The organism is Rhizobium sp. 62_C5_N11_2 (assembly GCF_051811185.1).
Classification (GTDB): Bacteria; Pseudomonadota; Alphaproteobacteria; order Rhizobiales; family Rhizobiaceae; genus Rhizobium; species Rhizobium leguminosarum.
Map to the genome: position 1 here is coordinate 2,025,405 of NZ_JBPWPW010000001.1, position 26,133 is coordinate 2,051,537.

25 protein-coding genes are annotated in these 26,133 nt (G+C 62.4%); 10 read left to right on the top strand and 15 right to left on the bottom strand.

Features of this window, described 5'->3' with window-relative positions; translation table 11 throughout:
* Window positions 1-5: 5 nt before the first annotated feature.
* From AB8B31_RS10265 to AB8B31_RS10275, 3 genes are all read right to left on the bottom strand, one after another.
* Complete coding sequence (locus tag AB8B31_RS10265) at window positions 6-833, bottom strand: transglutaminase-like domain-containing protein (protein ID WP_018242079.1); 828 nt, start codon at window positions 831-833, stop codon at window positions 6-8.
* 97 nt (window positions 834-930) lie between these two features.
* Window positions 931-1,812, bottom strand: coding sequence for a transglutaminase family protein (locus tag AB8B31_RS10270; RefSeq protein WP_028733729.1), 882 nt, complete (start codon window positions 1,810-1,812; stop codon window positions 931-933).
* Between the two features lie 517 nt (window positions 1,813-2,329).
* Window positions 2,330-2,485 carry a hypothetical protein gene (locus AB8B31_RS10275; RefSeq protein ID WP_018445292.1) on the bottom strand — a complete coding sequence of 52 codons (156 nt, stop codon included), beginning with the start codon at window positions 2,483-2,485 and terminating at the stop codon, window positions 2,330-2,332.
* A gap of 908 nt (window positions 2,486-3,393) precedes the next feature.
* Here AB8B31_RS10275 and AB8B31_RS10280 point away from each other — a divergent pair.
* Window positions 3,394-3,648 (top strand): GlsB/YeaQ/YmgE family stress response membrane protein, encoded by a 255-nt coding sequence (locus tag AB8B31_RS10280; protein WP_018242084.1) that lies wholly within the window; start codon window positions 3,394-3,396, stop codon window positions 3,646-3,648.
* A 78-nt stretch (window positions 3,649-3,726) separates the two neighbouring features.
* Here AB8B31_RS10280 and AB8B31_RS10285 read toward each other — a convergent pair whose 3' ends face one another.
* Window positions 3,727-4,008 carry a hypothetical protein gene (locus AB8B31_RS10285; protein ID WP_026188395.1) on the bottom strand — a complete coding sequence of 94 codons (282 nt, stop codon included), beginning with the start codon at window positions 4,006-4,008 and terminating at the stop codon, window positions 3,727-3,729.
* A 219-nt stretch (window positions 4,009-4,227) separates the two neighbouring features.
* Here AB8B31_RS10285 and AB8B31_RS10290 point away from each other — a divergent pair, with 219 nt between their 5' ends.
* The 6 genes from AB8B31_RS10290 (at window position 4,228) to AB8B31_RS10315 (ending at window position 10,458) form a co-directional block, all read left to right on the top strand.
* On the top strand, window positions 4,228-6,120 hold the full coding sequence (locus AB8B31_RS10290) for a peptidylprolyl isomerase (RefSeq protein WP_018445291.1): 1,893 nt from the start codon (window positions 4,228-4,230) through the stop codon (window positions 6,118-6,120).
* An 8-nt stretch (window positions 6,121-6,128) separates the two neighbouring features.
* Entirely contained in the window at window positions 6,129-7,145 is a 1,017-nt protein-coding gene (trpD, locus tag AB8B31_RS10295; RefSeq protein ID WP_018242087.1) for an anthranilate phosphoribosyltransferase, read from the top strand.
* 9 nt (window positions 7,146-7,154) lie between these two features.
* Window positions 7,155-7,967, top strand: a complete 813-nt coding sequence (gene trpC, locus AB8B31_RS10300; RefSeq protein ID WP_018445290.1) for an indole-3-glycerol phosphate synthase TrpC — start codon at window positions 7,155-7,157, stop codon at window positions 7,965-7,967.
* A 1-nt stretch (window position 7,968) separates the two neighbouring features.
* On the top strand, window positions 7,969-8,466 hold the full coding sequence (gene moaC / locus AB8B31_RS10305) for a cyclic pyranopterin monophosphate synthase MoaC (RefSeq protein WP_018242089.1): 498 nt from the start codon (window positions 7,969-7,971) through the stop codon (window positions 8,464-8,466).
* Complete coding sequence (locus AB8B31_RS10310) at window positions 8,463-9,686, top strand: molybdopterin molybdotransferase MoeA (RefSeq protein WP_018242090.1); 1,224 nt, start codon at window positions 8,463-8,465, stop codon at window positions 9,684-9,686. Before moaC ends, AB8B31_RS10310 begins: the two co-directional genes overlap by 4 nt.
* A gap of 94 nt (window positions 9,687-9,780) precedes the next feature.
* Window positions 9,781-10,458, top strand: coding sequence for a hypothetical protein (locus tag AB8B31_RS10315; protein WP_018445289.1), 678 nt, complete (start codon window positions 9,781-9,783; stop codon window positions 10,456-10,458).
* Window positions 10,459-10,536: 78 nt separating this feature from the next.
* On the opposite strand, the gene AB8B31_RS10320 is transcribed toward AB8B31_RS10315, so the two are convergent.
* The 6 genes from AB8B31_RS10320 to AB8B31_RS10345 all read right to left on the bottom strand — a co-directional run bounded on the left by AB8B31_RS10320 (window position 10,537) and on the right by AB8B31_RS10345 (window position 17,530).
* Window positions 10,537-11,202 carry a class I SAM-dependent methyltransferase gene (locus AB8B31_RS10320; protein ID WP_026230513.1) on the bottom strand — a complete coding sequence of 222 codons (666 nt, stop codon included), beginning with the start codon at window positions 11,200-11,202 and terminating at the stop codon, window positions 10,537-10,539.
* Between the two features lie 28 nt (window positions 11,203-11,230).
* A complete protein-coding gene (locus AB8B31_RS10325) occupies window positions 11,231-11,665 on the bottom strand; it encodes a GNAT family N-acetyltransferase (protein ID WP_026230512.1) in 435 nt (144 codons plus the stop codon).
* 144 nt (window positions 11,666-11,809) lie between these two features.
* Window positions 11,810-13,765, bottom strand: coding sequence for a DEAD/DEAH box helicase (locus tag AB8B31_RS10330; protein ID WP_018445286.1), 1,956 nt, complete (start codon window positions 13,763-13,765; stop codon window positions 11,810-11,812).
* 99 nt (window positions 13,766-13,864) lie between these two features.
* On the bottom strand, window positions 13,865-15,721 hold the full coding sequence (locus AB8B31_RS10335) for a CHASE2 domain-containing protein (RefSeq protein WP_018445285.1): 1,857 nt from the start codon (window positions 15,719-15,721) through the stop codon (window positions 13,865-13,867).
* Window positions 15,722-15,726: 5 nt separating this feature from the next.
* Entirely contained in the window at window positions 15,727-16,245 is a 519-nt protein-coding gene (locus tag AB8B31_RS10340; RefSeq protein WP_018445284.1) for a FecR domain-containing protein, read from the bottom strand.
* Between the two features lie 139 nt (window positions 16,246-16,384).
* Entirely contained in the window at window positions 16,385-17,530 is a 1,146-nt protein-coding gene (locus AB8B31_RS10345; RefSeq protein WP_028733731.1) for a citrate synthase, read from the bottom strand.
* A gap of 84 nt (window positions 17,531-17,614) precedes the next feature.
* Here AB8B31_RS10345 and AB8B31_RS10350 point away from each other — a divergent pair, with 84 nt between their 5' ends.
* The gene (locus tag AB8B31_RS10350; protein WP_018445282.1) at window positions 17,615-18,703 is read left to right on the top strand and encodes a citrate synthase/methylcitrate synthase; all 1,089 of its coding nucleotides are present in this window, start codon (window positions 17,615-17,617) and stop codon (window positions 18,701-18,703) included.
* Window positions 18,704-18,744: 41 nt separating this feature from the next.
* On the opposite strand, the gene AB8B31_RS10355 is transcribed toward AB8B31_RS10350, so the two are convergent.
* The 4 genes from AB8B31_RS10355 to tpiA all read right to left on the bottom strand — a co-directional run bounded on the left by AB8B31_RS10355 (window position 18,745) and on the right by tpiA (window position 22,599).
* A complete protein-coding gene (locus tag AB8B31_RS10355; protein ID WP_026230511.1) occupies window positions 18,745-19,215 on the bottom strand; it encodes an SRPBCC family protein in 471 nt (156 codons plus the stop codon).
* A 171-nt stretch (window positions 19,216-19,386) separates the two neighbouring features.
* A complete protein-coding gene (locus AB8B31_RS10360; RefSeq protein ID WP_018445280.1) occupies window positions 19,387-21,015 on the bottom strand; it encodes a CTP synthase in 1,629 nt (542 codons plus the stop codon).
* Between the two features lie 143 nt (window positions 21,016-21,158).
* Entirely contained in the window at window positions 21,159-21,689 is a 531-nt protein-coding gene (gene secG / locus AB8B31_RS10365) for a preprotein translocase subunit SecG (protein ID WP_018242101.1), read from the bottom strand.
* Between the two features lie 139 nt (window positions 21,690-21,828).
* On the bottom strand, window positions 21,829-22,599 hold the full coding sequence (tpiA, locus tag AB8B31_RS10370; RefSeq protein ID WP_018242102.1) for a triose-phosphate isomerase: 771 nt from the start codon (window positions 22,597-22,599) through the stop codon (window positions 21,829-21,831).
* On the opposite strand from tpiA, the gene AB8B31_RS10375 reads away from it, so the two are divergent.
* Complete coding sequence (locus AB8B31_RS10375; RefSeq protein WP_164903113.1) at window positions 22,547-22,780, top strand: hypothetical protein; 234 nt, start codon at window positions 22,547-22,549, stop codon at window positions 22,778-22,780. The two genes, tpiA and AB8B31_RS10375, sit on opposite strands and share 53 nt — an antisense overlap.
* 44 nt (window positions 22,781-22,824) lie before the next feature.
* On the opposite strand, the gene AB8B31_RS10380 is transcribed toward AB8B31_RS10375, so the two are convergent.
* The gene (locus AB8B31_RS10380; protein WP_028733734.1) at window positions 22,825-23,724 is read right to left on the bottom strand and encodes a phospholipase; all 900 of its coding nucleotides are present in this window, start codon (window positions 23,722-23,724) and stop codon (window positions 22,825-22,827) included.
* 208 nt (window positions 23,725-23,932) lie between these two features.
* Between AB8B31_RS10380 and parE the strand changes: the two genes are divergently transcribed.
* Window positions 23,933-26,032 (top strand): DNA topoisomerase IV subunit B, encoded by a 2,100-nt coding sequence (parE, locus tag AB8B31_RS10385; RefSeq protein WP_028733735.1) that lies wholly within the window; start codon window positions 23,933-23,935, stop codon window positions 26,030-26,032.
* Window positions 26,033-26,133: the final 101 nt, after the last annotated feature.

The window sequence follows — 26,133 nt, forward strand, 5'->3', positions numbered from 1 at the left end:
CATCATCAATCGTCCTTGAGTGCCTCCTGCGGCAGTTCCTCGGTGATCACCTCGAAGCGGGAAAGCGTTGCCGGGCCGAAGGCCGTCGACATGGCGACGTCGGTAGCGTCACGCCCGGTCGCCATCAGGATCCGGCCGATGCGCGGCGTGTTGTGGCGGGCATCGACCGTATGCCAGTGCCCCCCGAGAAAGACCTCGAACCAGGCGCTGAAATCCATTGGATTGGGATCGATCGGAACGCCGATATCACCGAGATAGCCCGTGCAATATCTGGCTGGGATATTCATGCATCGGCAAAGCGCGATGGCGAGATGGGCAAAGTCGCGGCAGACGCCCGCCTTGTCGGTGAAGCCGCCATGCGCGGTCCGGAGAACGTCCGCCTTCAGGTAATCGAAGGTGATGTGGTCATGGACGAAATCGCAGATCGCCTGGACGCGCGCCCAGCCGAGCGGCGTCGATGAGAATGTGGCCCAGGCAAAATCGGCAAGCCTGTCGGTGTCGCAATAGCGGCTGCCAAGCAGGAAGACCAGCACATCATCTGGCAGGTCATTGATCGCGTGCTGGACGGCATCGTCGGGAACGATGTCGGGCTGACCGCTGTCGTAGATCTCGAACTCCGTCGAGATCGTCGTCAGGCCCGGCGGGGCGACGATCCGGCTGCAGGCATTGCCGAACACATCCGTATAGCTCCAGGCCTCGATCGGCTGGTCGAATGTCAGGATCTGATCGCTGAGAAGATCGGCACGACGGGATGGGTGGATATTGAGGACGAGCAGCATTGGCGTTGGCTGCATGCATTCGTAGCCCAGATGAAACCCGGCGCGTATCTTCATGGTGGCTTCCTTGTCGCGTCTCCGCATTGGCAGAGGTGAGTAGGGAACGCTGATCGCGCTACCCGGTTCCCGCAAGACCGGGACTGTCACCGCCTGGCTAGCCAGATTGCCTTGTGGTGACGTTCACCTGCACCGTCATGCTATCGAAATCCTTCCCATCCCCGTCGTAACTGCCGCTCAACGGGACTGCCTGGCGCGGATCGCGGGCAACCGCGACACGAATGAGATCGCGGTTGCCGACGATGCCGTTGGTCGGATCGAACTCCGTCCAGCCGGCGCCGGGAAGATAGATCTGGCACCATGCATGCGTCGAACCGCCGCCGAGCACGGTGGAGCCGTCCCGGTCGGGAACATAGACATAACCCGTGACGAACCGCGCCGCGAGGCCGAGGACGCGTGCCGCCTCCATCATCAGCAGCGCAAAATCCCGGCAGGTGCCGGAACGAAGCTGCAAGGTCTGCACCGGCGTCTGCGTCCCATGTTCCTGGCGCCGCGCATAGACGAAGCTTTCCCGAATGGCATAACAGAGCGTCATCAGCAGGTGCCCGGTCTCCGTCGGACGTCCAACGCGCACGAACTGGCGCGCCCAGCGTCCGACCTCGTCGTTCGGATCGGGATAATGGCGCTGCATCGCCGGCGTCAGATCGGCAATCTCATCCTTGTCGTAGGAGAATGGATAGGTCAGGGCCTCGTCGTCGACCTTGAGATCCAGGGCGACCTGCGGCGTATGATCGAGCGTGATCCAGGTTTCGAAACGAAGCTCGGACGCCGGCCTCGAAATATTGATGAGCGCCACGCAATTGCCGAAAACATCGTGGATCCAGCGCACATGACTTTCCTCAGGATAGATCGTCAACGACGCTTCGATCAGCCGCTGGTCGAAACTGTCGCGCGGTCGGAACATCAAGCGGTGCTCGCCGAATTCGACCTCCCTGACGTAACGATAGGACGTGATGTGGCGGACGGAGAAAATCGTCATGAGCCGCCGTCCGGTAATCTGTTCACTTTGCTGCTCCAAGACGGCGATGCCGCCCCTCCTCTGCGGAAGCGCCCAGCCCGCTTTCCCGCTCATCCCGATTTCTTGTCATATAAGCACATTCGAAAGATTGCTATTGTATCTTCAACCGATCGACGGCAGGGCCGTCCAACCTAAGAGGATAACATGCATATCATCTGGGACGTTCTGACGCTTCTGCTGACAATTGGCTCGCTCTATGGCGGTCGCGAATACCGGATTATTCGCGCCCGTGCCCGCGCTCAAAACTGGGGCAACTTCTGACCTGATCCCAATATCATTGATTCGATCCGGATATCTCTGATTCAATTTTGAATCATGGTGCGCATCGGATCGTTGCCGGTCGCGGTTACGTCGAATGACGTAAAGCCACACGTTTAAGAAAGTGCTTTATTAGCTGAGACGGAGTCTATCCGTCCATTCTCCCTGTTATTCTAAGCCCGCCTCACCCCAGGCGGGCTTTTTTATTCAGTCGCCTGCGTCACTTCTTTGCGCCGGCGGAAAGCACCCGATGGGTCGCGTTGTCCATGGCGTGGCTCGCTTCCTGTCCATCCTTCTTCAGCCCGTATGCGGTATTGCCGCAACCGGAAAGTGTCAGCAGGCAGATGCAGGCGATGGCGATTGCAGCTTTTGGCATCAAGTGTTTTCCCCCGGATTGAATGGCGATTCAGAGCATGATGCCGAAAAGTGTGAGCGGTTTTCGGACGACATCATGCTCTAACTCTTAATTTAGAACAGGATTCAGATTTTAGGCCGACTGGGCCTAAAATCATCCTATTCTAGAGAAAATGATGCACTCCTCGCCAAAATCAATCCGCAGGAGAGCAGGAGATAAGCGCGAACGGACGGTATGGAACTCCGTGACGCGGATTTGCGTTAACGCGAGCTATCCAACCGGGGTTAACGACATGGATTACCAGATTGCCTTCGCCGCGACGGTCGCAACAGCATCCTTCCTCTTCTTCATGTTGATCGTCCACCGGACCTGATTGCCAGGCGGCGGCGGATTGGGCTTGAGGCGCTCGATCACTTGACCATCGCCGACCCAGTTTGCGATCCGGAGAGATGGCAGCACCAAGTGCTATTGCGTCTGCAGTCGGCGTTGATCAGGCGGCGTAGACCGGAAGGTCTGGCGAGCATAGATCGCCGAAGATCCGTCAGCAAACACGGGAAGCGTGAAGAAGAAGTGTTTCGACATCCGAAAGTATTACGACAATAAAAAATGTGTTAAAGTTTAATCAATTGTGAGGCTTAACTATCTGTTAACAATATAGTTGCGCTCCTTCCGCTTCCGCTTATGCTTTACGCAAAAGGGGAGAGGAAAGATGTTTAGCAAAAGCCTGATCATGCCTTTCGGATTCGCAATGCTCGCCATTGCCGGCCTGCTCTTCCAGATTGCCGCCCACGCGCTGAACTCTCCGGTCACCTTGCTGCAGCCGTGAGTCACATAAGTTGCTGAACCTGCAAGCAATCTCAGTAACTGGGAGTGGAACTTCCTTTCGTTTCGTGCATTCTGTGACTCGTTTTGCCAGGAGGGAGATAACCATGGAAGACGCAGGCGTGGGTTGGATTGCAGCCATCATTATCGGCGGTGTCGCCGGATGGCTGGCGGAAAAGGCCATGCGCAGCAGCATGAGCCTGCTCATGAACATATTGCTCGGCATCATCGGCGCGATTGTCGCCAACTGGATCCTGGGTCTGTTGCACATCCAGCCGCTCGCCGGTTGGCTGGGTTATCTGATCACCGGTTTCGTCGGTGCCTGCATCTTGATCGCGATCGGGCGCGTCATCCGCCGTTGACGGTAGCTTTTGCCGTCATCGGAAATATTGAAAGCCGGGCGTTCATGACGTCCGGCCTTTCTTCACCTATATTCCCGTTCAACGGCGGCTGAGCAGGCCGAACACGTAGGCAATGCCTGCCGTCACCGCGAGTGCCATGAGCGGTTCTTCGCGCACCTTGTCGCGCAGTTGCTCCGTCATCAGCGAAGCCTCGTCGGTAACCGCCGACTTCGCCCCCTGCCCCAGCGCCACCACGCTTTCCGTCAGCCGGGAAAGATCGTTGCGAAGGGCTGCGACCTGCGCCGACAGATCGTCTGCTGCTATGTCAGCCTTGACGCGCGCAGCGGTGGATTCGGCGGAAGCGGTTTTCAATTCTGCCATGGTCTGCTCCTGTTTCATGGGATGCCGCTTCAACGAAATGGCGGCCAAAAAGGTTCCGTTGGAGCCGATCTTTTGTTCGCCGCAAAGCTGCTGCCGCGCTGCCGTCGGTCCGCGCAGCTTTTCGCGTGACAAACCCTTCATTTCCTGTCGGGTTTGTTTTAAGGAACGTCGAATGTCTGCCCGCGCGCGGGTCAATGATACTGCGAGGTTTGCGTTTCTATGTTCCATATCCTGAGAAGGGCCGCTCAGACCTGGGTCGCCAAGCTGCTGATGCTTCTGCTGGTTGCGTCCTTCGGCATCTGGGGCGTCTCCCGGTCGCTGATAACGGGCAGCAATAGCACCACGGTCGTGACCGTCGGCGATCAGCATGTGGACGTCAACGAATTCCACCTCGCCTATCAGCGCCAGGTGGCAAGCGTCAGCCAGCAGTTCGGCACGCGCCTCACCCCCGAGCAGGCCCGCGCCTTCGGCATCGAGCAGCAGGTGCTCGCCCAGCTCGTCGCCGGCGCCTCGCTCGACCAGCTCGCCGAAGACATGAACCTTGGCCTGTCGCAGGATCGCCTCGCCCAGTTGATTGCCGACGATCCGGCGTTCAAGGCGGTCAACGGCCAGTTCGACCGCGAGCTCTTCGTCTCGCGTCTTCGCAATGCCGGCATCCGCCAGGACGATTACATCAAGGAGCGCAGCAAGGTCGCTGTCCGCAGCCAGGTGGTCGATGCCATCTCCAACGGGTTCACGGCCCCGAAGACGCTGGTCGATGCCCTGAAACTCTATGGCGATGAAAGCCGCAGTATCGACTACCTGCTGCTGACCAACGCCAATATCGAGCCGATCAAGGCGCCTGCCGACGACGTGCTGGCGACATGGTTCGATGGCGTCAAGCAGCGCTACCGGGCGCCGGAATACCGCAAGCTCGTTTATCTCAAGCTGCAGCCCGCCGATATCGCCGATGCGGCGACCGTCACCGACGACCAGATCCACGAAGCGTTTGACAAGAGCAAGGATACCTATCGCACGCCGGAAAGCCGCACCATCGAACAGCTGACCTTCACCAGCAAGGATCTCGCCGTCGCCGCCGAAACGGCGCTGAAGAGCGGCACCGGCTTCGACCAGCTGGTTTCCGACCAGGGCAAGACGGCAAGCGACGTGCTGCTCGGCGAGTTCACCAAGGACAAGGTTCCCGACCAGGCCGTTGCCGATGCGGCTTTTGCGGTTTCGCGCGATGGCGGCACGACGCCTGTCGTCGATGGCTCCTTCGGCCCCGTCATCCTGCGCGTCACCAACATCAAGCCTGAAACGACGAAGAATTTCGACGAGGTGAAGGAGGATATCCGCAAGCAGCTGGCACTCTCCAATGCCTCTCAGGAAGTGATCAACGTTCACGATCGCATCGAGGACCTGCGCGCGGGCGGTTCCACGCTCGAGGATATTGCCGGCCAGCTGAAGCTCACCGCCGTGGCCGTCGACGCCGTCGATATGACCGGCGCCGACAAGGACGGCAAGGAGGTCAAGGATCTCCCCGCCAAGCAGCAGCTGCTCGGCGAAGCCTTCAAGACCGAGGTCGGCGTCGATGCGCCGCCGCTGCCGATCGGTAATGACGGCTATGTCTGGTTCAACGTCCGCGAAATCACGCCGGACCGCGAGCGGCCGGTGGCCGAGGTGCGCGAAAAGGCCGTCGAAGACTGGACGGCGGAGCAGCAGAAGGCCGAGCTCGCCAAGAAGGCCGGTGAATTGAAGGCCGAAGCGGCCAAGGGCACGGCACTTGCCGATATCGCGACGCCGCTCGGCATCGCCGTCGAGAGCAAGAGCGGCGTCACCCGCTCCACCGATGATGCGGTCCTCGGCCGGGCAGGCATCACCGCCGCCTTCTCCGGCCCCGTCGACACGGTCGCAAGTGCTGTCGGCGCCGATCCCTCGACGCAGATCCTGCTGAAGGTCACCGAGGTCAACACCCAGCCGACCGGCGATGTGCTGAACAACCGCGATGCCCAGATCACAGCCATGGCCAATGCTGCCGGCGATGATATTCTCGATCAGATGGTCAACCTGTTGCAGACGCAATACGGTGCGCAGATCAACCAGACCCTCGCCGAACAGGCGACGGTCCGCTAGGAGGCTCTATGACCGATCTGAAGCCGTTCCTGGCCAAGGCCGCAAGCCGCGAGCCGCTGACGCGAGAGGAGGCCCGAGCCGCCTTCGACATCCTGATGTCGGGCCAGGCGACGCCCTCGCAGATCGGCGGCTTCCTGATGGCGCTGCGCGTGCGCGGCGAGACCGTCGATGAGATCGTCGGCGCCGTCACCGCGATGCGCTCGAAGATGCTGACCGTCGAGGCCCCGGCCGATGCGATCGACATCGTCGGCACCGGCGGTGATGCCAGCGGCACCTACAACATCTCGACGCTGGCGGCGCTGATCGTCGCCGGCGCCGGTGTTCCTGTCGCCAAACACGGCAACCGGGCGCTGAGTTCGAAATCGGGCGCGGCCGACAATCTGGCAGCACTCGGCGTCAAGCTCGACGTCGGTCCCGAGATCATTTCCCGCTGCATCGCGGAAGCCGGCGTCGGCTTCATGTTCGCCCAGCTGCATCATTCCGCCATGCGTCATGTCGGCCCCTCCCGGGTCGAGCTTGGCACGCGCACGATCTTCAACCTGCTCGGGCCGCTTTCCAGCCCGGCCGGCGTCCGTCGCCAGCTGCTCGGCGTCTTCTCGCCGCAATGGCTGGTGCCGCTTGCCGAAGTCATGCGTGATCTCGGTTCCGAATGCGTCTGGGTGGTCCATGGTGATGGCCTCGACGAGATCACCACGACCGGCATCACACACGTCGCGGCACTCGAAGACGGCAAGATCCGCACCTTCGAGCTCTCGCCCGCCGATTTCGGCGTCAGCCCTTGCGTGCTCGCCGACATCAAGGGTGGTGACGGTGTCGCCAATGCCGCAGCCCTTCGCGAGGTGCTCGGCGGCGCCAAGAATGCCTATCGCGATATCTCGCTCGCCAATGCGGCCGCCTCGCTCGTGATCGCGGGCAAGGTCGCGACGATCCGCGACGGCATGACGCTGGCCACGCAATCGCTGGATAGCGGCTCTACCGCGCTCGCTCTCGACAAACTCATCGCCGTTTCCAACGATATCGACTAGGATTGCCCGATGACCGATATCCTGAAGAAGATCGAACTCTACAAGCGCGAGGAGATCGCCGCCGCCAAGGCGAGAGTGTCGCTTGCCGACTTGAAGGCGATGCAGGCTGATCAGTCCGCCCCGCGCGGCTTCCACAAGGCGCTCGTTGCCAAGCGTGATGCCGGCCGCTTCGGCCTGATCGCCGAGATCAAGAAGGCGAGCCCGTCGAAGGGTCTCATTCGCCCGGATTTCGATCCGCCGTCGCTGGCGAGCGCCTATGAGGCCGGCGGTGCCGCCTGCCTTTCGGTGCTGACCGACAGGCCGAGTTTCCAGGGCGCGCCGGAATTTCTGACAGCCGCCCGCGCTGCCTGCACGCTGCCGGCGCTGCGCAAGGATTTCATGTTCGAGACCTATCAGGTGCACGAGGCCCGCGCCTGGGGTGCCGATTGCATCCTGCTGATCATGGCTTCGCTTTCTGACGACGAGGCCGAACGCCTGCAGGACGAAGCCTTCAGCCTCGGCATGGACGTGCTGGTCGAGGTCCACGAAGCCGAGGAGATGGAGCGGGCGCTGAAGCTTTCCTCGCCACTCATTGGCATCAACAACCGCAATCTGCGGACCTTCGAAGTCAGCCTCAGCGTCAGCGAGACGCTTGCCCCCATGGTGCCGGACGACCGGCTGCTGGTCGGCGAAAGCGGCATCTTCACCCATGCGGATTGCAAGCGCCTGCAGGCCGTCGACATCAATACCTTCCTTGTCGGCGAGAGCCTGATGCGCAAGGACGACGTAGCCGCCGCCACCCGCGCGCTGCTCTTTGGCGAAGCCGCCATCGCGGCCGAATGATATGAGCGGCCAAAAGCCAGGGCTCACTCATATCGATGCCTCCGGCGAGGCGCATATGGTCGATGTCTCCGATAAGGTCGAGACGGTTCGCATCGCCACTGCCGAGGGCCATGTGAAGATGGCGCCGGAAACGCTCGCTCTCATCCGGCAAGGCAATGCCAAGAAGGGCGACGTGGTCGGCACGGCGCGCCTTGCCGGCATCATGGCGGCAAAACGCACCGCCGATCTCATCCCGCTTTGCCATCCGCTGATGCTGACGAAGGTCACGGTCGAGATCGCGGAAGATGCCGCCCTGCCCGGTCTGCGCGTTACGGCCACCGCCAAGCTGACCGGCAAGACCGGTGTGGAGATGGAGGCGCTGACCGCCGTCTCGGTCGCTTGTCTGACGATCTACGACATGGCCAAGGCGGCCGATAAGGCAATGGAGATCGGCGGTATCAGACTTCTAGAAAAGTCCGGCGGAAAATCCGGCGATTTCCGTCATCCGGAGGCAAGATGAACCTTCTCCCGGTCACCGAGGCTCTGAACCGCTTGCTCTCTCGCGCAAAGCCCGTCGCGGCGTCCGAGACGCTGTCGCTTGCCGAGGCTGAGGGCCGCGTCCTGGCCGTCGATCTGACGGCCGGCCTGACCCAGCCGCCCTTCAATGCCTCCGCCATGGATGGCTATGCGCTACGCCGTGAAGACGCGCCGGAGCCGGGCGCCGTGCTGAAGGTCATCGGCATGTCTTCCGCCGGCCACGGCTTCGAGGGAAGCGTCAGCCAGGGAGAGGCCGTCCGTATCTTCACCGGCGCGCCTGTTCCGCCAGGCGCTGATAGCGTCCTGCTGCAGGAGGATGTGGAGAAGATCGAGGGCGGCATCAGGACCAATTTCCCTGTGCGGCATGGCCAGCATGTGCGTCCTCGCGGCCAGGATTTCGCCGAAGGCGAAGCCGTGTTGTCGGCCGGCACCGTGCTCGATTTCTCGCGGCTGACGGTCGCTGCGGGCATGAACCGGCCTGATGTCGAGGTGCTGCGGCGCCCGCTGATCGCCATCCTCGCAACCGGCGACGAACTGCTGCCGCCCGGAAGCACGCCCGGCCCTTCGCAGATCATCGCATCCAATACGTTTGGTATTGCAGCCCTTGCCCGCAAAGCCGGCGCCGATGTGCTCGATCTCGGTATCGTGCCTGATGACAAGGCCAAGATCACCGCGGCGATCGGCACGGCGCGGGACGCCAAGGTCGATGTGATCGTCACGCTCGGCGGCGCTTCGGTCGGCGACCATGATCTGGTGCAGGCCACGCTGATCGAGGCCGGCATGCAGCTCGATTTCTGGCGCATCGCCATGCGCCCCGGCAAACCGCTGATGGTCGGCAGCTTCGGTGAGACGCACGTGCTCGGCCTGCCCGGCAATCCGGTCTCTAGCCTCGTCTGTTCGCTGCTCTTCCTTGAGCCGCTGATCCGCAAGCTCGCCTCCCTGCCGCCGGTGCGGCGCGAGGCAACGGTGGAGGCGGCCGTCACACTGCGCGCCAATGACCACCGGCAGGACTATATCAGGGCGAAGCTTTCGAAATCCGCTGCCGGCGACTGGCTTGCCGAGCCCTTCGGCAAGCAGGATTCCTCGATGATGAAGGTCTTCGCCGCAGCCGATTGCCTTGTCATCCGCCCGCCGCATGCGCCGGAACTGCCGGCCGGAGCGCCCTGCCCGGTCATGCTGCTGCGGCCGGACCTTCTAGCCTGATTATAGTTGCAATTTATTTCCACGTCTGAGCGTAATTCGCTTCTGGCTGCTAATGAACGCGCAGGAGCAACGTTTGTGTTTGTAGGTGATGCCAATGTTATCTAGCTACATGATGTCGGCTGTCGTCCTTCTCACGGCCTATTCGTCCGCCGTTGCCGCGGTACAAGGAGGTCCCGCGCTGGAGCCACCGTCCGATCCCGGTGCCCCCTGGGCGATCGAGTGGAGCATGCCTGATCGCAAAGACGAGATGACACCCAAAACTCTTATTCTCTGCTCGGATCATATGGACGAGCATCTCAGGCGGTATTGGTCGCTGATTGAGAAGTCAGGTGTGCTGAAAGGCTATACGATCTTGGATGGAAGCAAACTTGGGGCGTACAAGTCGGCGACCGGCAGCGTCGGCTACATCGTCTCGGCACACAAAGGCAAGCAAGATCAGACAGTAAGCAATTGTGTCGCGAATTACCCGGAACTCCAGCCGCTTGTGAGTGACTTCATCGAAAAGGGAATATCGGCCCAACAAGATGAGTTTAAGAACCTTATAAGGATTGGAATACTTCCCAGGGAAGTACGGCCGCGGCAATGTTATTCAAGATTCTACTATCAAACCGAAGACTATTATCCGACTAGGAATACAAAGAAATGGCTTGCGCTGATCGACGTGGACGACTCCCCCGACAACAGATGTTTTGATGTGACGCTTCCAGCAACTTTCGGCATCCATCCTTTTTCCTGTGAGTCTGCCGGAATCTGCGTTCACGACCGAAAATAAAAGCATGGTGTCTGCATTGAGCACGCAGTCATTTTATAGAGGGTAACGCATCAGCCAAAGCGAGTTTAAATCTTGCCTTCAGCTATTGCCGAAGAGCGAGAATACGCCCGCCGGCACCGCCCCGCCGCTGCTGCCTCCGCCAAAATCCGCAACTGCATGGGTGGCGATTCGGCTGAGTTCGCCCTGCGGCAGGTGGGCCCGTTCGGGATCGCCGATCAGCACCTCGATGCCGCTCGCCTGGCAACGCCGCAGGAAGGCCATCACCCGCAAGGCTAGCGCTGGATCGTAGAACAGGTCGCCGACAACGAGGAGGTCTATCTCCGGTGGTGGATCCTCGATGATATCGGCGGCCCGGGCTATGATATCCACGCCGTTGATCGCCGCGTTGAGGCCGATCGCGGCAACGGCATTGGCATCGATGTCGACCGCCGTCACCGCCGCTGCGCCGGCCTTCGCCGCCGCGATGGCGACGAGCCCCGAGCCGGCGCCGAGATCGAGGACGCGGCGACCCACGACTATTTCCGGCCGGTCGAGCAGATAGCGGGCAAGCACGGCGCCGCCGGCCCAGGGATAGGCCCAATAAGGTGCCGGATCGGCTTCTCTGCGGCCTGCAAGCCGCCAGAGCCCGCTTGCGGGGCCTGCCGTATGAAGCCGGATCTCGGGAATGGACGGAACGGGTGAGATCGGCAGATAAGCTTTGATAAAGGCGACCGGATCGGGTTGCTGCATGCCCGGGCGTTTCATCGTCGTCTGCTCCTGCCGCCACCGAAGCTCAATAGTTCTTCATGGCAAGATGCGGCATGCCACCGTCGAGGAATTCAGTGCCATAGGCAACGAAGCCAAAACGCTCGTAGAGCGGCAACTTGTCCGCCTGCGCTGTGAGATGGAAGCGGTTGTCGCGTGCGCCGCGATGCAGTTCTATTGCACGCCCGATCATATCAGCCGCAATGCCGCGGCCGCGCCATCGGCCAGCAACCGCAACCCGGCCGATCTTCACATGTTCCTCGGCGTAAATGGCTCTCAGCGTGCCGGAAACCTCGCCCGCCGTGACAGCGACGAGATGATGGGCGCTGAGATCGTCGGCATCGAATTCCTCGGCTTCGGGAACCTTCTGCTCATATACGAAAACTGCGCGTCGCAGCCGGAAGGCCTCATTGCAGAGCGTACTGAAAACCGGAACGCTGAGGATTGCCGTTTCCACCATCATCCTTGCCTCGCTGAGGGATACGACCCAAAGCCCTCCGCCAGGACCGGCGAAGGGTTGCTGCATAATTCCTCAAATAGGAAACGATTTTAAGGACAAATTATGCATTAATTCAAAGCATTACAGCGCGGTGCTGCAGCGACAAAATCAGCCGGGCCTCTTCTTCGAAAACTTGCCCTTCGGCCCGGCGCCGCCTTTGCCGTCATATTTGGCGCCTTCGAATTTCGGCTTGTCGAATTTCGGCTTGTCTGACTTCGGGCCATCGAAGCCGGGTTTGCCCGGCTTCTTGCTCCAGGGCTTGCTATCCTGTCTCTCCTGGCCTGCATTGTCGGCTGCGGCGTATCCGCCGCCCGGACCCTTGCCGAACTTGTTCTTCGGCGGCTCGCCGCGGAACGTATCGTCCGGCCGCTCGTCGCGGGATGGCCTGCCGGCATAGGGCTTCGGCGACGGCGCCCGGCTAAAATCCGGCGTGCCGGGAAGCCTGGTCACGCGGATGCCGCGTTCGAGCGCCTTGTTCGGTCCGATCGCCGCCTGGAAGCTTTCGGCGCTCGCCGCGGCGATTTCCACGAAGGTCTCCTCAGGCTGCATCTTGATCGCGCCGATCTCGCGCTTCGTCACATTGCCGTTGCGGCAGAGCATCGGGATGAGCCAGCGCGGCTCGGCATTCTGCTTGCGCCCGACCGAGACCGAGAACCAGACGCTAGCGCCGAAATCCTCGCGCGGTCCCTTCTGCGCCGGCTCGTAGGGCTCGGCATTGTCGCGGCGCTTGCGGCTGCGTTCGTCCTGCACGGTAACTTCGATGAGATCTTCCGGCGCCGAATGATTGGTGCGGTAAAGACGCAGGAAGGCGGCGGCAAGCTTTTCGGCGCCGTGGCTGGCGAGAAGCTGCTGTACCAGCCCCTGCTCTTCCTCCTGCGGCGTTTCGTTGAAGATCGGGTCGGCGAGCAGCCGCTCGTCGTCGCGTTCGCTCACCTCCTCGGCCGAGGGCGGTCGCGCCCAGGCAGCCGAAATACCGGCATTCTCCAGCAGGCGCTCTGCCTTGCGCCGCGCGTTCAGCGGCACGATCATGGCGCTGATGCCCTTGCGTCCGGCCCGGCCGGTACGGCCGCTGCGGTGCAGCAGCGTTTCCGGGTTGGTCGGCAGGTCGGCGTGGATGACGAGATCGAGGCCCGGCAGGTCGATGCCGCGGGCGGCGACGTCGGTCGCGATGCAGACCCGGGCGCGCCCGTCGCGCATCGCCTGCAGCGCATGGCTGCGTTCGTTCTGCGTTAGCTCGCCGGACAGCGCCACCACGGCGAAATTGCGGTTGTTGAACCGCGCGGTCAGATGATTGACGGCAGCGCGCGTTGAGCAAAAGACAATGGCGTTGGTCGCCTCGTAATAGCGCAGCACGTTGATGATCGCATTCTCGCGGTCGCTCGGAGCCACCATGAGCGCGCGATATTCAATATCGATATGCTGCTTTTCCTCGGCCGCGGTGCTGATGCGCACGGCATCGCGCTGGTAGCTCTTGGCAAGCTTGGCGATCGCCGCCGGCACCGTTGCTGAAAACATCAGCGTCCGGCGTTCGTCCGGTGCCGCATCCAGGATGAATTCGAGATCCTCGCGGAAGCCGAGATCGAGCATCTCGTCGGCCTCGTCGAGCACGGCAGCCTTCAGTTCCGACATGTCGAGCGCCCTGCGGCGGATATGGTCGCAGAGCCGACCGGGCGTGCCGACGACGATATGGGCGCCGCGTTCGAGCGAGCGGCGCTCGCTGCGGATGTCCATGCCGCCGACGCAGCTGACGATCACCGCGTCAGTCATCTCAAAGAGCCATTCGAGCTCACGCTTGACCTGCAGGGCAAGTTCGCGCGTCGGGGCGATGACGATGGCGAGCGGCGCGCCGGCATTGCCGAAGCGCTCCCTGCCTTCGAGCAGCGTCGGCGCCAGCGCCAAGCCGAAGGCGACGGTCTTGCCGGAACCGGTCTGGGCCGAGACCAGCGCGTCGGAAGCGGCAAGCGCTGGATCGAGCATCGCCTTCTGCACCGGGGTGAGTTCGGCGTAACCGCGCTTCTGCAACGCCTTGGCGATCGCCGGGACGACGCCGTTAAATTCTGTCATGGATTCGATCTTTCGGAGCTGTCAGGCGCGTTGCTGCGCCATGGCCGGAGCCAGCCGGCGGGGTATTTGCGCCGTTCCTAGCCGCTCCCGCGGCGATTGTCAAAGCGTACGGCTACGCCACAGCCAAACGTCGATGCGGCTTGCCCGGCCGCGTAGCGCCGTTTCCAACGGTCCCTCCATGCGGCCGGACTGCGTGAGCACGCTATCGGCGCCGGCAGCGCGGACGATTTCGGCGCTCAGCGCCAGTTCGACACCATGGCGGGCAGCCACCTCCATCAGCCGGCTGCCGACATTGATGGTGTCTCCCGCCGCCGTGATCTGCTGCCGGTCGCCGGTGCCCAATCGCGAGGCGACGATCGGGCCGCAATGGGCGCCGACCTTGAAGCCGATCTTTTTCGGGGCAAAGCCCGCATGTGCTTGAAGCCAGGCTCGCGTGCGCTCGCAGAGGCTGACCGCGCAGGCAGCGGCGCGGGCGGCATCGTCATCGGCCGGCTCCGGTAGGCCGAACAGGATCATCGCGCCGTCGCCCATGAAGCTGGTGATGGCGCCGCCATGGGCGCGCGCCTCCTCGTCGACCAGTTCGAAGAAGCCGCTCAGCATCTCGCTGACCGCCACCGGCCCGACATTTTCGCTGAGGCCGGTGAAACCCGAGAGATCGATGAAGATGACGGCGGCGTTCTGGCGCACCGGCGCAGCAAGGAAATTCGGATCGCGCGCCAGCCACTCGCCGAGGCCGGGCGCCTCGATGCGCTGCAGGAGCGCGCTCTGCTCGGCGAAATGGCGGGCGCGGCCGCGGTCGAGCCAGAGCTCGGCCGCCCCGTAGATCAGCGCCGGCGGCAGCGCTGCGGCGATCGGCAGTGCCGCACTCAACCAGTAGCCATGCGCAAAAGCCGACAGATTGATCATCGCCCAGACGATCAGCGTCAGCACGATGATGATGTAGCCTGCCGCACTGCGGCGCCAGGCAATCAGCGAAACGAGCACGAGCGTCAGACCGACGGCAATGCCGGCATCGATCAGCCTTATCCTACGGTCGCGCACCATGCCGTCGCCGGTGACGAGATGGGTGATCGCGGTCGACATCACCTCGACGCCCGGCATGACGGGATCGAACGGCGTCGGAAAAACGTCGCCACCGCCAGTCACCGTCGAACCGATGACGACGATGCGACCAGTGATCGCATCCGCCGAAAGCTTGCCATCTAGCGCATCTGCGGCGCTGAAGGTGGCGATGCTGCCATGCCCGCCATAAAAAGTCACCGGCAGGCGTTGGCCGATATCGGTGGGAATACGCAGCTTTCCGAGCATGATGGCATCGGGTTCGATGGTGGGGTCGACGCCGAGCGCCACCGACGCGACACGCAGCGGAAAAGCCGGATCCAGCCGGTCTGCGGAACGCGAGATCAGCGGAATGAAGCGCGGCGTGCCGGTCTGGTCGGTTGCGACATTGACGATGCCGACCGCGGCTGCCTCGGCAAAGCGCGGAAGCGGCAAGAGCAGCTGGTTTGCCTCAGGGATGGCGGCAAGCGGATCGCCTGCCGCATCCGTGACCCGCTGGCTGCTTTGCGCGAAAGTGGCAGCAGCCGCAATCACGCTCGGCCCCTGGCGAAGGGCAACAGTCAGCGCAGCATCACCCGCCTCCGGCCCCGGATCGACGAGCAGAATGTCGATCGCCAAAGCCTTCGGCTTCAACGCGGTGATCGCCTCGGCGAGGCGCGCAAGTGTCGCCCGATCAAGCGGATAACCGTGCGCCCTAGCGGTGCGGTCGTCGATCGCAACGATCGAGACGACGGGCGGCGGTGTTTTCGCGCCGACGATGGCGCTGCGGATATCGGCAAGAGAGGCCTCCATCCGGTCGAGAAGGCCGCTTCCGGCATTGAGATGGGTATAGCCGAGCGCAGCCGCCCAAAGACCGGCGAGCAGCAGCGCGATCACGGTCAGTAGACGATGGTTCATGGGATTTATTGGCCGAGGCGGGCAAGAAGGGCGGCGGCGCGTGGCGCCGGCCAGCGGCGCACGACGAGGGGTTCTGTTCCGTCGGTAACGTCGACGCCCTCGCCCGGCGACAACACCACTGCCTCGCCGGCCGGTCGGCGGACCGCGACACTGCCTCTGACGACCAGCACCGAGGTCTTGCCGCCAGCGACATCGACAGCCCATTGCGTACCGCGCACGGCAGCGATCGCCTGCGGCGTCACGACCTGAAAACCACCGGCGTGCTGGTTGCTGTCGACATCGACGAGAATGGCCTTGCGCCGCAGCGATGCCGAATCAGGGCTGCCGTCGCGGTTGCGGTCGACGAGGCTGTAGGCGGCGCCGGCCTCCGCCGTCACCGTGACGCCGCCTGGACAACTGAGCACCTGGCGGGCGCCGGCATCACGCGATACCGTGCAGCCGGCAGACTGCGCAAAGGCCGCCCCATGCGGAATGAGGCCGAGAACGAGTGCGGCGGCAAGCAGGCTGCGAAGCGTCGTATTCATGGAAAGTCCCCTTGACCATGCGGAACAGCTCTTTTCGAAAGCGCCCGCCAACCGTCTTCTTCCATGTGAGGGATGATAGACGAATTCAAATATTTCCCTAGGCAAAAAAAGTAAACCGGCGCAATCGCCGGCGGAATTCTTACGTTCTACTATCCGTTTCAAGCACGGGTCCGGCATAACGCGCCCGCGGCCGGATCAATTCACCGCTGTCGATCTGCTCCATCGCATGTGCAAGCCAACCGGCGGAACGGGCAAGCGAGAAGATGATGATCGGCGCCTCCCTCGGGAGGTCGAAGGCGGCGGCCATTGCGGCAAGCGCGAAATCGACGTTGACCTTCTCGCCGACCATCTCTTCGCCGGTTTCCCGGATCTCGGCAAATTGCGGCGGCAAGTCAAAGTGCGAAAGCAGCGCCAGAGCCCTGACATCGCCGTCGGGATAGAGCGGATGACCGAAGGCCGACAGGCGATTGCCCTGGGCGAGCGTGCGGCGGATCGCCTGCTCCGCCCCGAGGGCGGAAGCGTTCTCGATCAAGGCGTCGACGCCCTGCCACGCGGCGCCGTGTAACGGCCCTGTCAGCGTCGCCAGACCGGACAGCACGACGGCCGAAAGGGCTGCACCCGCCGATGCCGTGACCCGCGCCGCAAAGGTCGAGGCGTTGAGTTCGTGATCGGCAAGCAGCACCAGCGCGCGACGCAGGCAATCGGCAGCGTCCGGCCTCTGCCAGCTTGCCGCAAGCCGCAAATGCAGCGGCTGGTCGGAAGGATCTGGCGCCAGCGCATCGGCGACGGTGCGGAGAACGCCACTTGCTTCGCGGCGAAGTGCTGCCTGCGAGCGGCCGAGCGATGGCAGGTCCGATGTTACCCGCCCTGCCAGTGCCAGGAAAGCAACCTGAAGCGACGGAGAGGCATGTCCGGTCCCGCTGCCGGAGGAAAGTATTTCCGCGCCGTTCCAGAGCAGTGCCGCCGTCTGCTCCAGCGTCGCGACTTCAGCGAAATCGGCGGCATCCTTTCCGCGATAGAAAAGCCGTCCGCCGATGATGGTGGAAATTGCCGAGGAGAGAACCGGATCGCCCCAGCGGATCGCCTCGGCGGCGACCGTTTCGGTCTTGCGGCGGCCGGCATGGCGCTCGGCAAGCCGCTGTACGTCGGAAGCCTGGTAGAGGCTGCGGCGCGGGTCGGTGGGATCGGGCTTGGCACGGATGCGCCCGCGACTGACATTGGCGTAGAGCGTCTGCGGCTTGGTCTTCAGCGCCCGCAACGCCTCCTCGGCAGTCAGCCACGACATTGGAGCCTCACATTGATCAATTACGTCAAGATTGACGTCAATGAGACTAGGTTGGATCATCCCGATCGTAAAGGAGAAAACAACATGAAAAATGGCTTGGAAGACGTCATTGCCGCCGAAACGCAGCTCTCGGATGTCGATGGCGAAGCGGGACGACTGATCATCCGCGGCGTAGCGCTGGATCATTTGGTCGCAGACGGCACCTATGAAGGCGTCGCAGCCCTGTTGCTGGACGGGTTGATGGAGCGAAGCTTCAATGAAGTGGAATTGCGCGACTGGCTGGCGCAGGCGCGAACCGGGGTGTTCGACCACATCAAGGCCGCCGATGCCTCTTTGCTCACCCTGCCTCCGGTCGATGCGATGCGCGCGCTGATCGCCCGGCTGCCTGACGGCGAAGATTTCGATACCGCGCTCAACCTTCTGGCGGCGCCTGCCGTCTTTCTGCCGGCGGTTTTGCGCCTGCAACGCGGTGAACAGCCGATCGCACCAGACGCCTCGCTGCCGCAGGCCGCCGATATCCTGCGCATGCTGACCGGAAAATTGCCGACCAGGGAGCAGACGGCGGCACTCGATGCCTATCTCGTGACGATATCTGACCATGGCCTCAATGCCTCGACCTTCGCGTCGCGCGTCATCGCCTCGACTCAGGCTGGCCTCACCTCTTCCGTGCTGGCGGCGCTGAGCGCCCTGAAGGGGCCGCTGCATGGCGGTGCGCCCGGTCCCGTGCTCGACATGCTGGATGCGATCGGAACGGCGGAGAATGCTTACCCGTGGCTCGGCGAAGCGCTTGATCGCGGCGAAAGGCTGATGGGCTTCGGCCACCGCATCTATCGCGTCCGCGATCCGCGCGCCGATGCGCTGAAGGGCGCGCTGAAGCCGCTGATATCAACCGGACAGGTAAACAGCGCCCGCGGCGCGCTGGCGGAAGCCGTGGAGGCCGCCGCATTGGCGATCCTGAGGGCGCGCAAACCGAACCGGCCGCTTGACGTCAATGTCGAATTTTATACGGCGCTGCTGCTCGAAACGCTCGGCTTTCCCCGTGAGGCCTTCACCGGCGTCTTCGCGATCGGCCGCACTGTCGGATGGCTGGCGCACGCGCGTGAACAGGCGCTCAACGGCCGGCTGATCCGCCCACGTTCGGTCTATATCGGGCCACTACCTGCCGCTGCCTGAAAAATGAATTCGGCGGCAGAGCATCTTTCTGCCGCCGATCATTAACCGCCGACGAAAGCGGCGAGGTTGTCGAGCGTCAAACGGCAACCTTCCTCATTGTCTTCGAGGCGAATGCCGGAGGGGATGTTGTCGCAGACCATCGTCACATCGGTGCCTCCATCTGCAGGCGACAATATCGTGGTCACGGTCATCTCGCCGGAAAAGCCCTCGTCCTCGGAATCGAAGGCCGTGGCCCAAACGATTCGTTCGTCCGGCACGAGCTTGGCAAAGCGGCCTTCGAACCTGTCGGTCTTGTCGGAGCTCTTGCCCGGCTGCGACGCCTCGTCGTCGGGATAGACGAGCGACATGCTGAAGGCGCCGCCTTCCCTGCCCTCGAAGGCATGGACGATGCCCTTCATCGAACCGGGCGGAAGCCAGGTGGCGACGGCATCTGCATCGAGGAAGGCGCGGTAGATGCGCTGGCGTGGTGCTGCGATGAAGCGTGAGACGGTGGTGCTGCGTCCGGTGTTCATGCCGGCGAGATAGCGCAAGCACGGATGTTATCCAGATCGTGCCAGAGCAATTCCAACAAAAGTGCGCAGCGGTTTTGCGTTCGGAATTGCGTGAAAACAAAGAGATAGAGCATTTCCGTTACTCGAAGAAAACGGAAATGCTCTAACCGCGCGATCTGGTGTTGGCATTCGTCAGACGAGACGGCTCTGTTCCGTCGCCGCTTCGATGAAGCTCGCAAACAGCGGATGCGGATCGAGAGGCCGGCTCTTCAGTTCCGGGTGGTACTGCACGCCGATGAACCAGGGATGGTCGGGATATTCGATCGTCTCCGGCAGCACGCCGTCCGGCGACATTCCGGAGAAGACGAGACCGCAGTTTTCGAGCCGATCCTTGTAGTCGACATTGACCTCGTAGCGGTGGCGGTGACGCTCGGAAATATCGGTGGAACCGTAGATATCCGAGATCTTCGTGCCCTTCTTCAGCGCCGCCTTGTAGGCGCCGAGGCGCATCGTGCCGCCGAGATCCCCGGCTGCCGTGCGCTTCTGCAATTCGTTGCCCTTGACCCATTCGGTCATCAAGCCGACCACGGGTTCTTTCGTCGCGCCGAATTCTGTCGAGGAGGCACCAGCCACGTCGGCGAGATTGCGCGCCGCCTCGATGACCGCCATCTGCATGCCGAAGCAGATGCCGAAATACGGCACCTTGCGCTCGCGGGCAAAGCGGGCAGCGTGGATCTTCCCTTCGGAACCGCGTTCACCGAAGCCGCCGGGCACGAGGATGCCGTGCACCTTTTCGAGATAGGGTGCCGGATCTTCCTTTTCGAAGACCTCGGATTCTATCCATTCGAGGTTGACCTTGACGCGATTGGCGATGCCGCCGTGATGCAGCGCCTCGATCAGCGACTTATAGGCATCCTTGAGGCCGGTATATTTACCGACGATCGCGATCGTCACCTCGCCCTCCGGTGTGCGGATGCGATTGCAGACCTCTTCCCACTGGTCGAGCCGTGGCTTCGGTGCCGGCTCTATGCCGAAGGCGGCAAGGACTTCGTCGTCCAGGCCTTCCTTGTGGTAGGCTATCGGCACATCGTAGATGTTGGCTACGTCGAGCGCCTGGATAACGGCGGACGGGCGAACGTTGCAGAACAGCGAGAGCTTGCGGCGTTCGGCTTCCGGAATTTCGCGGTCGGCGCGCACCAGCAGGATATCGGGATGAATGCCGAGTGCCTGCAGTTCCTTGACCGAATGCTGCGTCGGCTTGGTCTTGAGCTCGCCGGCCGCCGGAATATAGGGCATCAGTGTCAGGTGGACGTAGACGGCGGTGCCGCGCGGCAGGTCGTTGCCGAGCTGGCGGATCGCCTCCATGAACGGCATCGCCTCGATGTCGCCGACCGTGCCGCCGATCTCGCAGATGACGAAATCGTAGTCGTCATTGCCCTCGACAACAAAATCCTTGATCTCGTTGGTGACGTGCGGAATGACCTGCACCGTCGCGCCGAGATAGTCGCCGCGCCGTTCCTTGTCGATGATGTTCTTGTAGATGCGGCCAGTGGTGATGTTGTCGGTCTTGGTCGCCGAACGCCCTGTGAAGCGTTCATAGTGACCGAGATCGAGATCGGTTTCCGCGCCGTCGTCGGTGACGAAGACCTCGCCGTGCTGGGTCGGGCTCATCGTGCCCGGGTCCACGTTCAGATAGGGGTCGAGCTTGCGAAGCCGAACCCGATATCCACGGGCCTGCAGCAACGCTCCGAGAGCCGCGGCCGCAATTCCTTTTCCGAGAGAGGAAACCACGCCGCCAGTGATGAATACGTATCGCGCCATGGGATTCACCGGATACCTTTTCAAAAACGATTCCACCAGCCCAAAAATTCTTTTCCGGAACTTTCGGAGCGTGGCGTGGGAATCTGAACAAAAGAAAACCGGCAGACCCTAGGGCCTGCCGGCGGTTTATGTCGAAGACCGGCTTACTGTCCCGTCGGGACGCCGGAAGGCTGAGCCGGTGCCGGCGCGGCCGGAGCTGCGGGCGTTGCCGGAGCCGTCGTCGCCGGGGCAGTCGTAGCAGGTGCGGTGGCCGCGGGGGCCTGAGTTGCCGGAGCCGCAGTTGCCGGAGCTTGAGCGGCGGGAGCCTGCGGTGCGGGCGTCGCTGCCCCGCTGCTCGGAACGCCGTTGCCGGCCGGCTGATTTGCCGGAGCCTGCGCGCCGCCGAGCGAATCGAGAATGCCGTTGCCCTGGCCGCCTGTTGCCGGAATGCGGTCGAGAATATCGCTCGGACGGCCCTCGTAACGCGTCAGTATGCCGAGGCCGAGCGAGGTCAGGAAGAACAGGGTCGCAAGGATCGCGGTCGTGCGCGTCAGCGCATTGGCCGTGCCGCGGGCCGACATGAAGCCCGAACCGCCGCCGATACCAAGGCCGCCGCCTTCAGAGCGCTGGATGAGCACGACGCCAACAAGGGCGAGCACGATCATGAGATGGATGACAATCAATACTGTCTGCATGGGTCCAGTCCTGCCCGTCTGGAGACGGGCATAAATAAGAATTCTGGCGGCTCTTTACATGAGGCTTTCATCTATTCCAAGCCCTTCGGCCCGGAATATGCCCTGGGGTAAACGAATAAACCCAGGAATAAACAATGCCTCAGGCGAGCAGCGCCTCATAGGCCCGGTAGATGGCGAGGAAGTCGGCCGCTTTCAAGCTCGCCCCGCCGATCAGCGCGCCGTCGACATTGGCGATGCCCATCAGCTCATGGGCATTGGCCGGCTTGACCGAGCCGCCGTAGAGAAGACGCATCTTGCGGCCCTCATCGCCGAAGCGCGCTACAAGTTCTGCCCGCATGAAGGCATGCGCCTTTTCGACATCGCCTGATGTCGGCGTCACACCAGTGCCGATCGCCCAGATCGGTTCGTAGGCGATAACGGTATTTTCGGCCGTCGCGCCATCGGGAACGGAGGCGGAAAGCTGGCGTTTGATGACGTCGAGCGCCTGGCCTGTCCGGCGTTCATCCGCCGTCTCGCCGATGCAGATGATCGCCGTCAGCCCTGCGGCGAAGGCCGCCTCCGCCTTGGCGCGAACCAAATGGTCGGTTTCGGCATGGTCGGTGCGCCGCTCGGAGTGACCGACGATGACATAGGTGCCGAAACAATCGGCAATCATCTCGGCCGAGATGTCGCCGGTATGTGCACCGGACGGGTTCTGATGGCAGTCCTGAGCGCCGATCGCCAACGGGCTGTCGGTGCACAGCGCCGTCGCCACGTATAGCAGCGTCGCCGGCGGGCAGATCAGCGCTTGGACCTTGTCGGCCAGCGGCGGGCGAACACCCTCGGCGATCGCCTTGATCTGATCCAGGGAGGCACGCATGCCATTCATTTTCCAGTTTCCCGCCACAAGCGGGCGCACATCAGGTGTCATGCTGGCCTTCCACAATCTGCTTATGCCTTGGGCAATATCAAAAGCTTGCAGCAAAGAAAAGCATCACGCCCTTGACGTAAAGGGAATCTCTGCGATCCCGCGCATATTTCTGCCGAATATCGTCCGCTCCAGCGCCGCGCGTCTTTCAAGACACGCAAAGGTAGTATTTCTGAATTCATGATCGTGCTATTCCGAAAAATAGTCTCCGATTTTCCGACAGAAGCGCTAGCCGGAAAGAATCCAGTTCACCACCCTGCGCCAGTCGATCATCCGGATCGGCGTCCCGTGATTGCCGGTCTCAAACAGCGTGAAACGCGCCGGATATTTTGCCTTGTGCAGGCTTTCAAACAGCGCCTGCTGGTCGGAGGCGGCATAGACCGGGTCGCGGCTGCCATGGGCGAACCAGAGCGGCAGCCTTGCCTTGTAGAACGCGCTCCTGGTGAAATCGGGATCGGTGACTCCGCTCATGATCAGCATGCCCTTCAGCCGCTTGACGCTGTCACCATCGCGCGCAATGCCCCAGCAGACCTGGCTGCCCATCGAGGCGCAGGAAAGGATGATCGGTCGGCCGGGCGATTGCGCGCTGGCATAGCGGATCAGGCCGGCGATCGCCGCAACGCCGCCGCTGTCGAAGCTTTTGACGGTCGGCGAATAATAAACCCCGCCATTGCCGGCAACGAGGTTCTTCAGCCGGTTGAAATTGCCGCCGAAGCTGTAATCGTTGGCGCCGAGCCGCCGGTCGCCGTCGCGGCCATGGATGAAAATCACCGTGAAAGCGGCACTCTGAGCCGGTCCCACCCTGGTGACATCGAGCTTGATGCCGTCGAGAGACAACGTCTCGTCCGCCTGGGCCTTGCGGATGCCGAGCGCCACATATTTCTGCTGCACCCGCTTTTGCGGGATCTGGTCGCGGCCGTTGATATCGCGCATCTCGTCATAGTCGATGACCTCGAGGGCGCCGTCATCGCCTGTCTGCAGCACGGTCTGCTTCGAAAACAGATCGTCCTTGAAGGGCGCTAGCACATCGGCTGCCTGTGCCGGGCCAACAGCGGAGAACATGGCCGCAGACAAGAAAAACGCCGCAATTGCGGTGATGATGGTGCAATGACTTGTGGACATTCGCATTCGGATGGTTCCTGAAGCCTGCCGCCGCTTGCCATTCCGCGTCCGGCAACGCAAATCATTTGGGAAAAGCCCGCCAAAACTGGCGGTGTCGCGTATAGAGGTGCTTTCTGGCAAAATCTGTCTGATTCGCAAACGTGGCATGAAATGCGGTGATTTTGGGTCGGCGGCGGATGCCCGCCCAAGACAGGATGAAGATCTGAACGGCTCCATGGACGATAGCAACGACCTCTTTTCCGGAATGCCCCTCTCTGAAAAACGCGAGGAGGCGCAGAAGCCTGCCGCTCCGGCCGAGCGGCCGCCGGTGACGGCTGCGCCCACCGCCGCCGCAGCACCTCCTGCCGGAGCCTCCGCGCGCCCGGCGCCCGCCGCGTCGAACTCCGATGACTACGGCGCCTCGTCGATCCGCGTCCTCGAAGGCCTCGAGCCGGTGCGCATGCGCCCGGGCATGTATATCGGCGGCACCGATGAAAAAGCGCTGCACCACCTGTTTGCCGAAGTCATCGACAATGCGATGGACGAGGCGGTCGCCGGGCACGCCAATTTCATCGAGGTTTATCTCGACCTCGAGGGTTATCTCACCGTCTCCGACAACGGCCGCGGCATCCCGGTCGAGAACCATCCGCAGGTGCCGGGCAAGTCGACGCTCGAAGTCATCATGACCAAGCTGCATGCCGGCGGCAAATTCGACGGCAAGGCCTACGAGACCTCGGGCGGCCTGCACGGCGTCGGCGTCTCGGTCGTCAACGCACTCTCCGACGACCTCGAAGTCGAGGTGGCGCGAAACCGCAAGCTCTACCGCCAGCGCTTCTCCCGCGGCCTGCCGCAGGGCGGGCTCGAAGAGTTGGGCGACGTCCACAATCGCCGCGGCACCCGGGTGCGCTTCCACCCAGACCCCCAGATCTTTGGGGATCACATGAAGTTCGATGCCGCCCGCGTCTTCCGCATGGCGCGCTCGAAAGCCTATCTCTTCGGCGGCGTGGAAATCCGCTGGAGCTGCGAGGCGGGCGTGCTGCCCGAAGGCTCCGAGGTCCCTGACAAGGCCGTCTTCCACTTCCCCGGCGGCCTGAAGGACTATCTCCAGGCGACGATGGGCAAGGAGTTCACCGTCACCCGCGAGATCTTTGCCGGCAAGACCGAGAAGACCAGCGGCCATGGCTCGATGGAATGGGCGATCACCTGGTATGGCGGCGATCCGCAGGTCCATTCCTATTGCAACACCATCCCGACCCCCGAGGGCGGCACGCATGAGGCGGGGCTGCGCATCGCGCTGACCAAGGGCCTGAAGGCCTACGCCGAGTTGACGCAGAACAAGCGCGCCGCGCAGATCACCACCGACGACGTGATGATCTCCGCCGTCGGCATGCTGTCTGTCTTCATCCGCGAGCCGGAATTCGTCGGCCAGACCAAGGACAAGCTCGCGACCGTCGAGGCCCAGCGCATCGTCGAGAACGCGCTGCGCGATCCCTTCGACCATTACCTTGCGGACAATCCGAACGAGTCGGCCAAGCTGCTCGACTGGGTGATCGAGCGCGCCGAGGAGCGCTTGCGCCGCCGCAAGGAAAAGGAAGTCAACCGCAAGACGGCGGTGCGCAAATTGCGCCTGCCCGGCAAACTTGCCGATTGTTCGCAGAACACCGCGGAAGGCGCCGAACTCTTCATCGTCGAAGGCGATTCGGCAGGTGGTTCGGCCAAGCAGGCGCGCAACCGCTCCAACCAGGCCATTCTGCCGCTGCGCGGCAAGATCCTCAACGTTGCCAGCGCCGGCCGCGAAAAACTCGGCGCCAACCAGCAGCTCGCCGATCTCATCCAGGCGCTCGGCTGCGGCACGCGCTCGAAATACCGCGACGAAGACCTGCGCTACGAACGCATCATCGTCATGACCGATGCCGACGTCGACGGCGCCCATATCGCCTCGCTGCTCATCACCTTCTTCTATCAGGAAATGCCGGAACTCGTGCGTGGCGGTCATCTCTTCCTCGCCGTGCCGCCGCTTTACAAGATCACCCAAGGCTCGAAATCCGCCTATGCCCGCGACGACAATCATCGCGCCGAGCTGATGCAGACGGAGTTCAAGGGCAAGGCCAAGGTCGAGATCAGCCGCTTCAAAGGTCTCGGCGAGATGATGCCCGCCCAGCTCAAGGAAACCACCATGGATCCGTCCAAGCGCACCCTGCTCAAGGTGCTGATCGATGAGGTGGATTTCGAAGGCACCCGCAGCGCTGTCGACGATCTGATGGGCACCAAACCGGAAGCCCGCTTCCGCTTCATCCAAGATCGCGCGGCCTTCGCCGAGAACCTCGATATTTAATGCGTCGCCACGCATTTTAGCATCGACGATTTCACGGAACTGACGAAGAACCGTAACAACTCCGTCAAACAACCGGCGCATGAAGCGGTCGGCGCGCCTTC

Excerpts from the sequence above, each read along its gene's own strand:
- parE (WP_028733735.1), top strand. The coding sequence starts at position 23,933 with ATGGACGATAGCAACGACCTCTTTTCCGGAATGCCCCTCTCTGAAAAA.
- AB8B31_RS10310 (WP_018242090.1), top strand. The coding sequence starts at position 8,463 with ATGAACCTTCTCCCGGTCACCGAGGCTCTGAACCGCTTGCTCTCTCGC.
- AB8B31_RS10335 (WP_018445285.1), bottom strand. The coding sequence starts at position 15,721 with ATGAACCATCGTCTACTGACCGTGATCGCGCTGCTGCTCGCCGGTCTT.
- AB8B31_RS10375 (WP_164903113.1), top strand. The coding sequence starts at position 22,547 with ATGCCATTCATTTTCCAGTTTCCCGCCACAAGCGGGCGCACATCAGGT.
- AB8B31_RS10270 (WP_028733729.1), bottom strand. The coding sequence starts at position 1,812 with ATGACGATTTTCTCCGTCCGCCACATCACGTCCTATCGTTACGTCAGG.
- AB8B31_RS10265 (WP_018242079.1), bottom strand. The coding sequence starts at position 833 with ATGAAGATACGCGCCGGGTTTCATCTGGGCTACGAATGCATGCAGCCA.
- AB8B31_RS10290 (WP_018445291.1), top strand. The coding sequence starts at position 4,228 with ATGTTCCATATCCTGAGAAGGGCCGCTCAGACCTGGGTCGCCAAGCTG.
- AB8B31_RS10315 (WP_018445289.1), top strand. The coding sequence starts at position 9,781 with ATGTTATCTAGCTACATGATGTCGGCTGTCGTCCTTCTCACGGCCTAT.
- AB8B31_RS10285 (WP_026188395.1), bottom strand. The coding sequence starts at position 4,008 with ATGGCAGAATTGAAAACCGCTTCCGCCGAATCCACCGCTGCGCGCGTC.
- AB8B31_RS10360 (WP_018445280.1), bottom strand. The coding sequence starts at position 21,015 with ATGGCGCGATACGTATTCATCACTGGCGGCGTGGTTTCCTCTCTCGGA.
- AB8B31_RS10320 (WP_026230513.1), bottom strand. The coding sequence starts at position 11,202 with ATGAAACGCCCGGGCATGCAGCAACCCGATCCGGTCGCCTTTATCAAA.
- secG (WP_018242101.1), bottom strand. The coding sequence starts at position 21,689 with ATGCAGACAGTATTGATTGTCATCCATCTCATGATCGTGCTCGCCCTT.
- AB8B31_RS10325 (WP_026230512.1), bottom strand. The coding sequence starts at position 11,665 with ATGATGGTGGAAACGGCAATCCTCAGCGTTCCGGTTTTCAGTACGCTC.
- AB8B31_RS10275 (WP_018445292.1), bottom strand. The coding sequence starts at position 2,485 with ATGCCAAAAGCTGCAATCGCCATCGCCTGCATCTGCCTGCTGACACTT.
- trpC (WP_018445290.1), top strand. The coding sequence starts at position 7,155 with ATGACCGATATCCTGAAGAAGATCGAACTCTACAAGCGCGAGGAGATC.
- moaC (WP_018242089.1), top strand. The coding sequence starts at position 7,969 with ATGAGCGGCCAAAAGCCAGGGCTCACTCATATCGATGCCTCCGGCGAG.
- AB8B31_RS10355 (WP_026230511.1), bottom strand. The coding sequence starts at position 19,215 with ATGAACACCGGACGCAGCACCACCGTCTCACGCTTCATCGCAGCACCA.
- tpiA (WP_018242102.1), bottom strand. The coding sequence starts at position 22,599 with ATGACACCTGATGTGCGCCCGCTTGTGGCGGGAAACTGGAAAATGAAT.
- AB8B31_RS10350 (WP_018445282.1), top strand. The coding sequence starts at position 17,615 with ATGAAAAATGGCTTGGAAGACGTCATTGCCGCCGAAACGCAGCTCTCG.
- trpD (WP_018242087.1), top strand. The coding sequence starts at position 6,129 with ATGACCGATCTGAAGCCGTTCCTGGCCAAGGCCGCAAGCCGCGAGCCG.
- AB8B31_RS10280 (WP_018242084.1), top strand. The coding sequence starts at position 3,394 with ATGGAAGACGCAGGCGTGGGTTGGATTGCAGCCATCATTATCGGCGGT.
- AB8B31_RS10380 (WP_028733734.1), bottom strand. The coding sequence starts at position 23,724 with ATGCGAATGTCCACAAGTCATTGCACCATCATCACCGCAATTGCGGCG.
- AB8B31_RS10345 (WP_028733731.1), bottom strand. The coding sequence starts at position 17,530 with ATGTCGTGGCTGACTGCCGAGGAGGCGTTGCGGGCGCTGAAGACCAAG.
- AB8B31_RS10340 (WP_018445284.1), bottom strand. The coding sequence starts at position 16,245 with ATGAATACGACGCTTCGCAGCCTGCTTGCCGCCGCACTCGTTCTCGGC.
- AB8B31_RS10330 (WP_018445286.1), bottom strand. The coding sequence starts at position 13,765 with ATGACAGAATTTAACGGCGTCGTCCCGGCGATCGCCAAGGCGTTGCAG.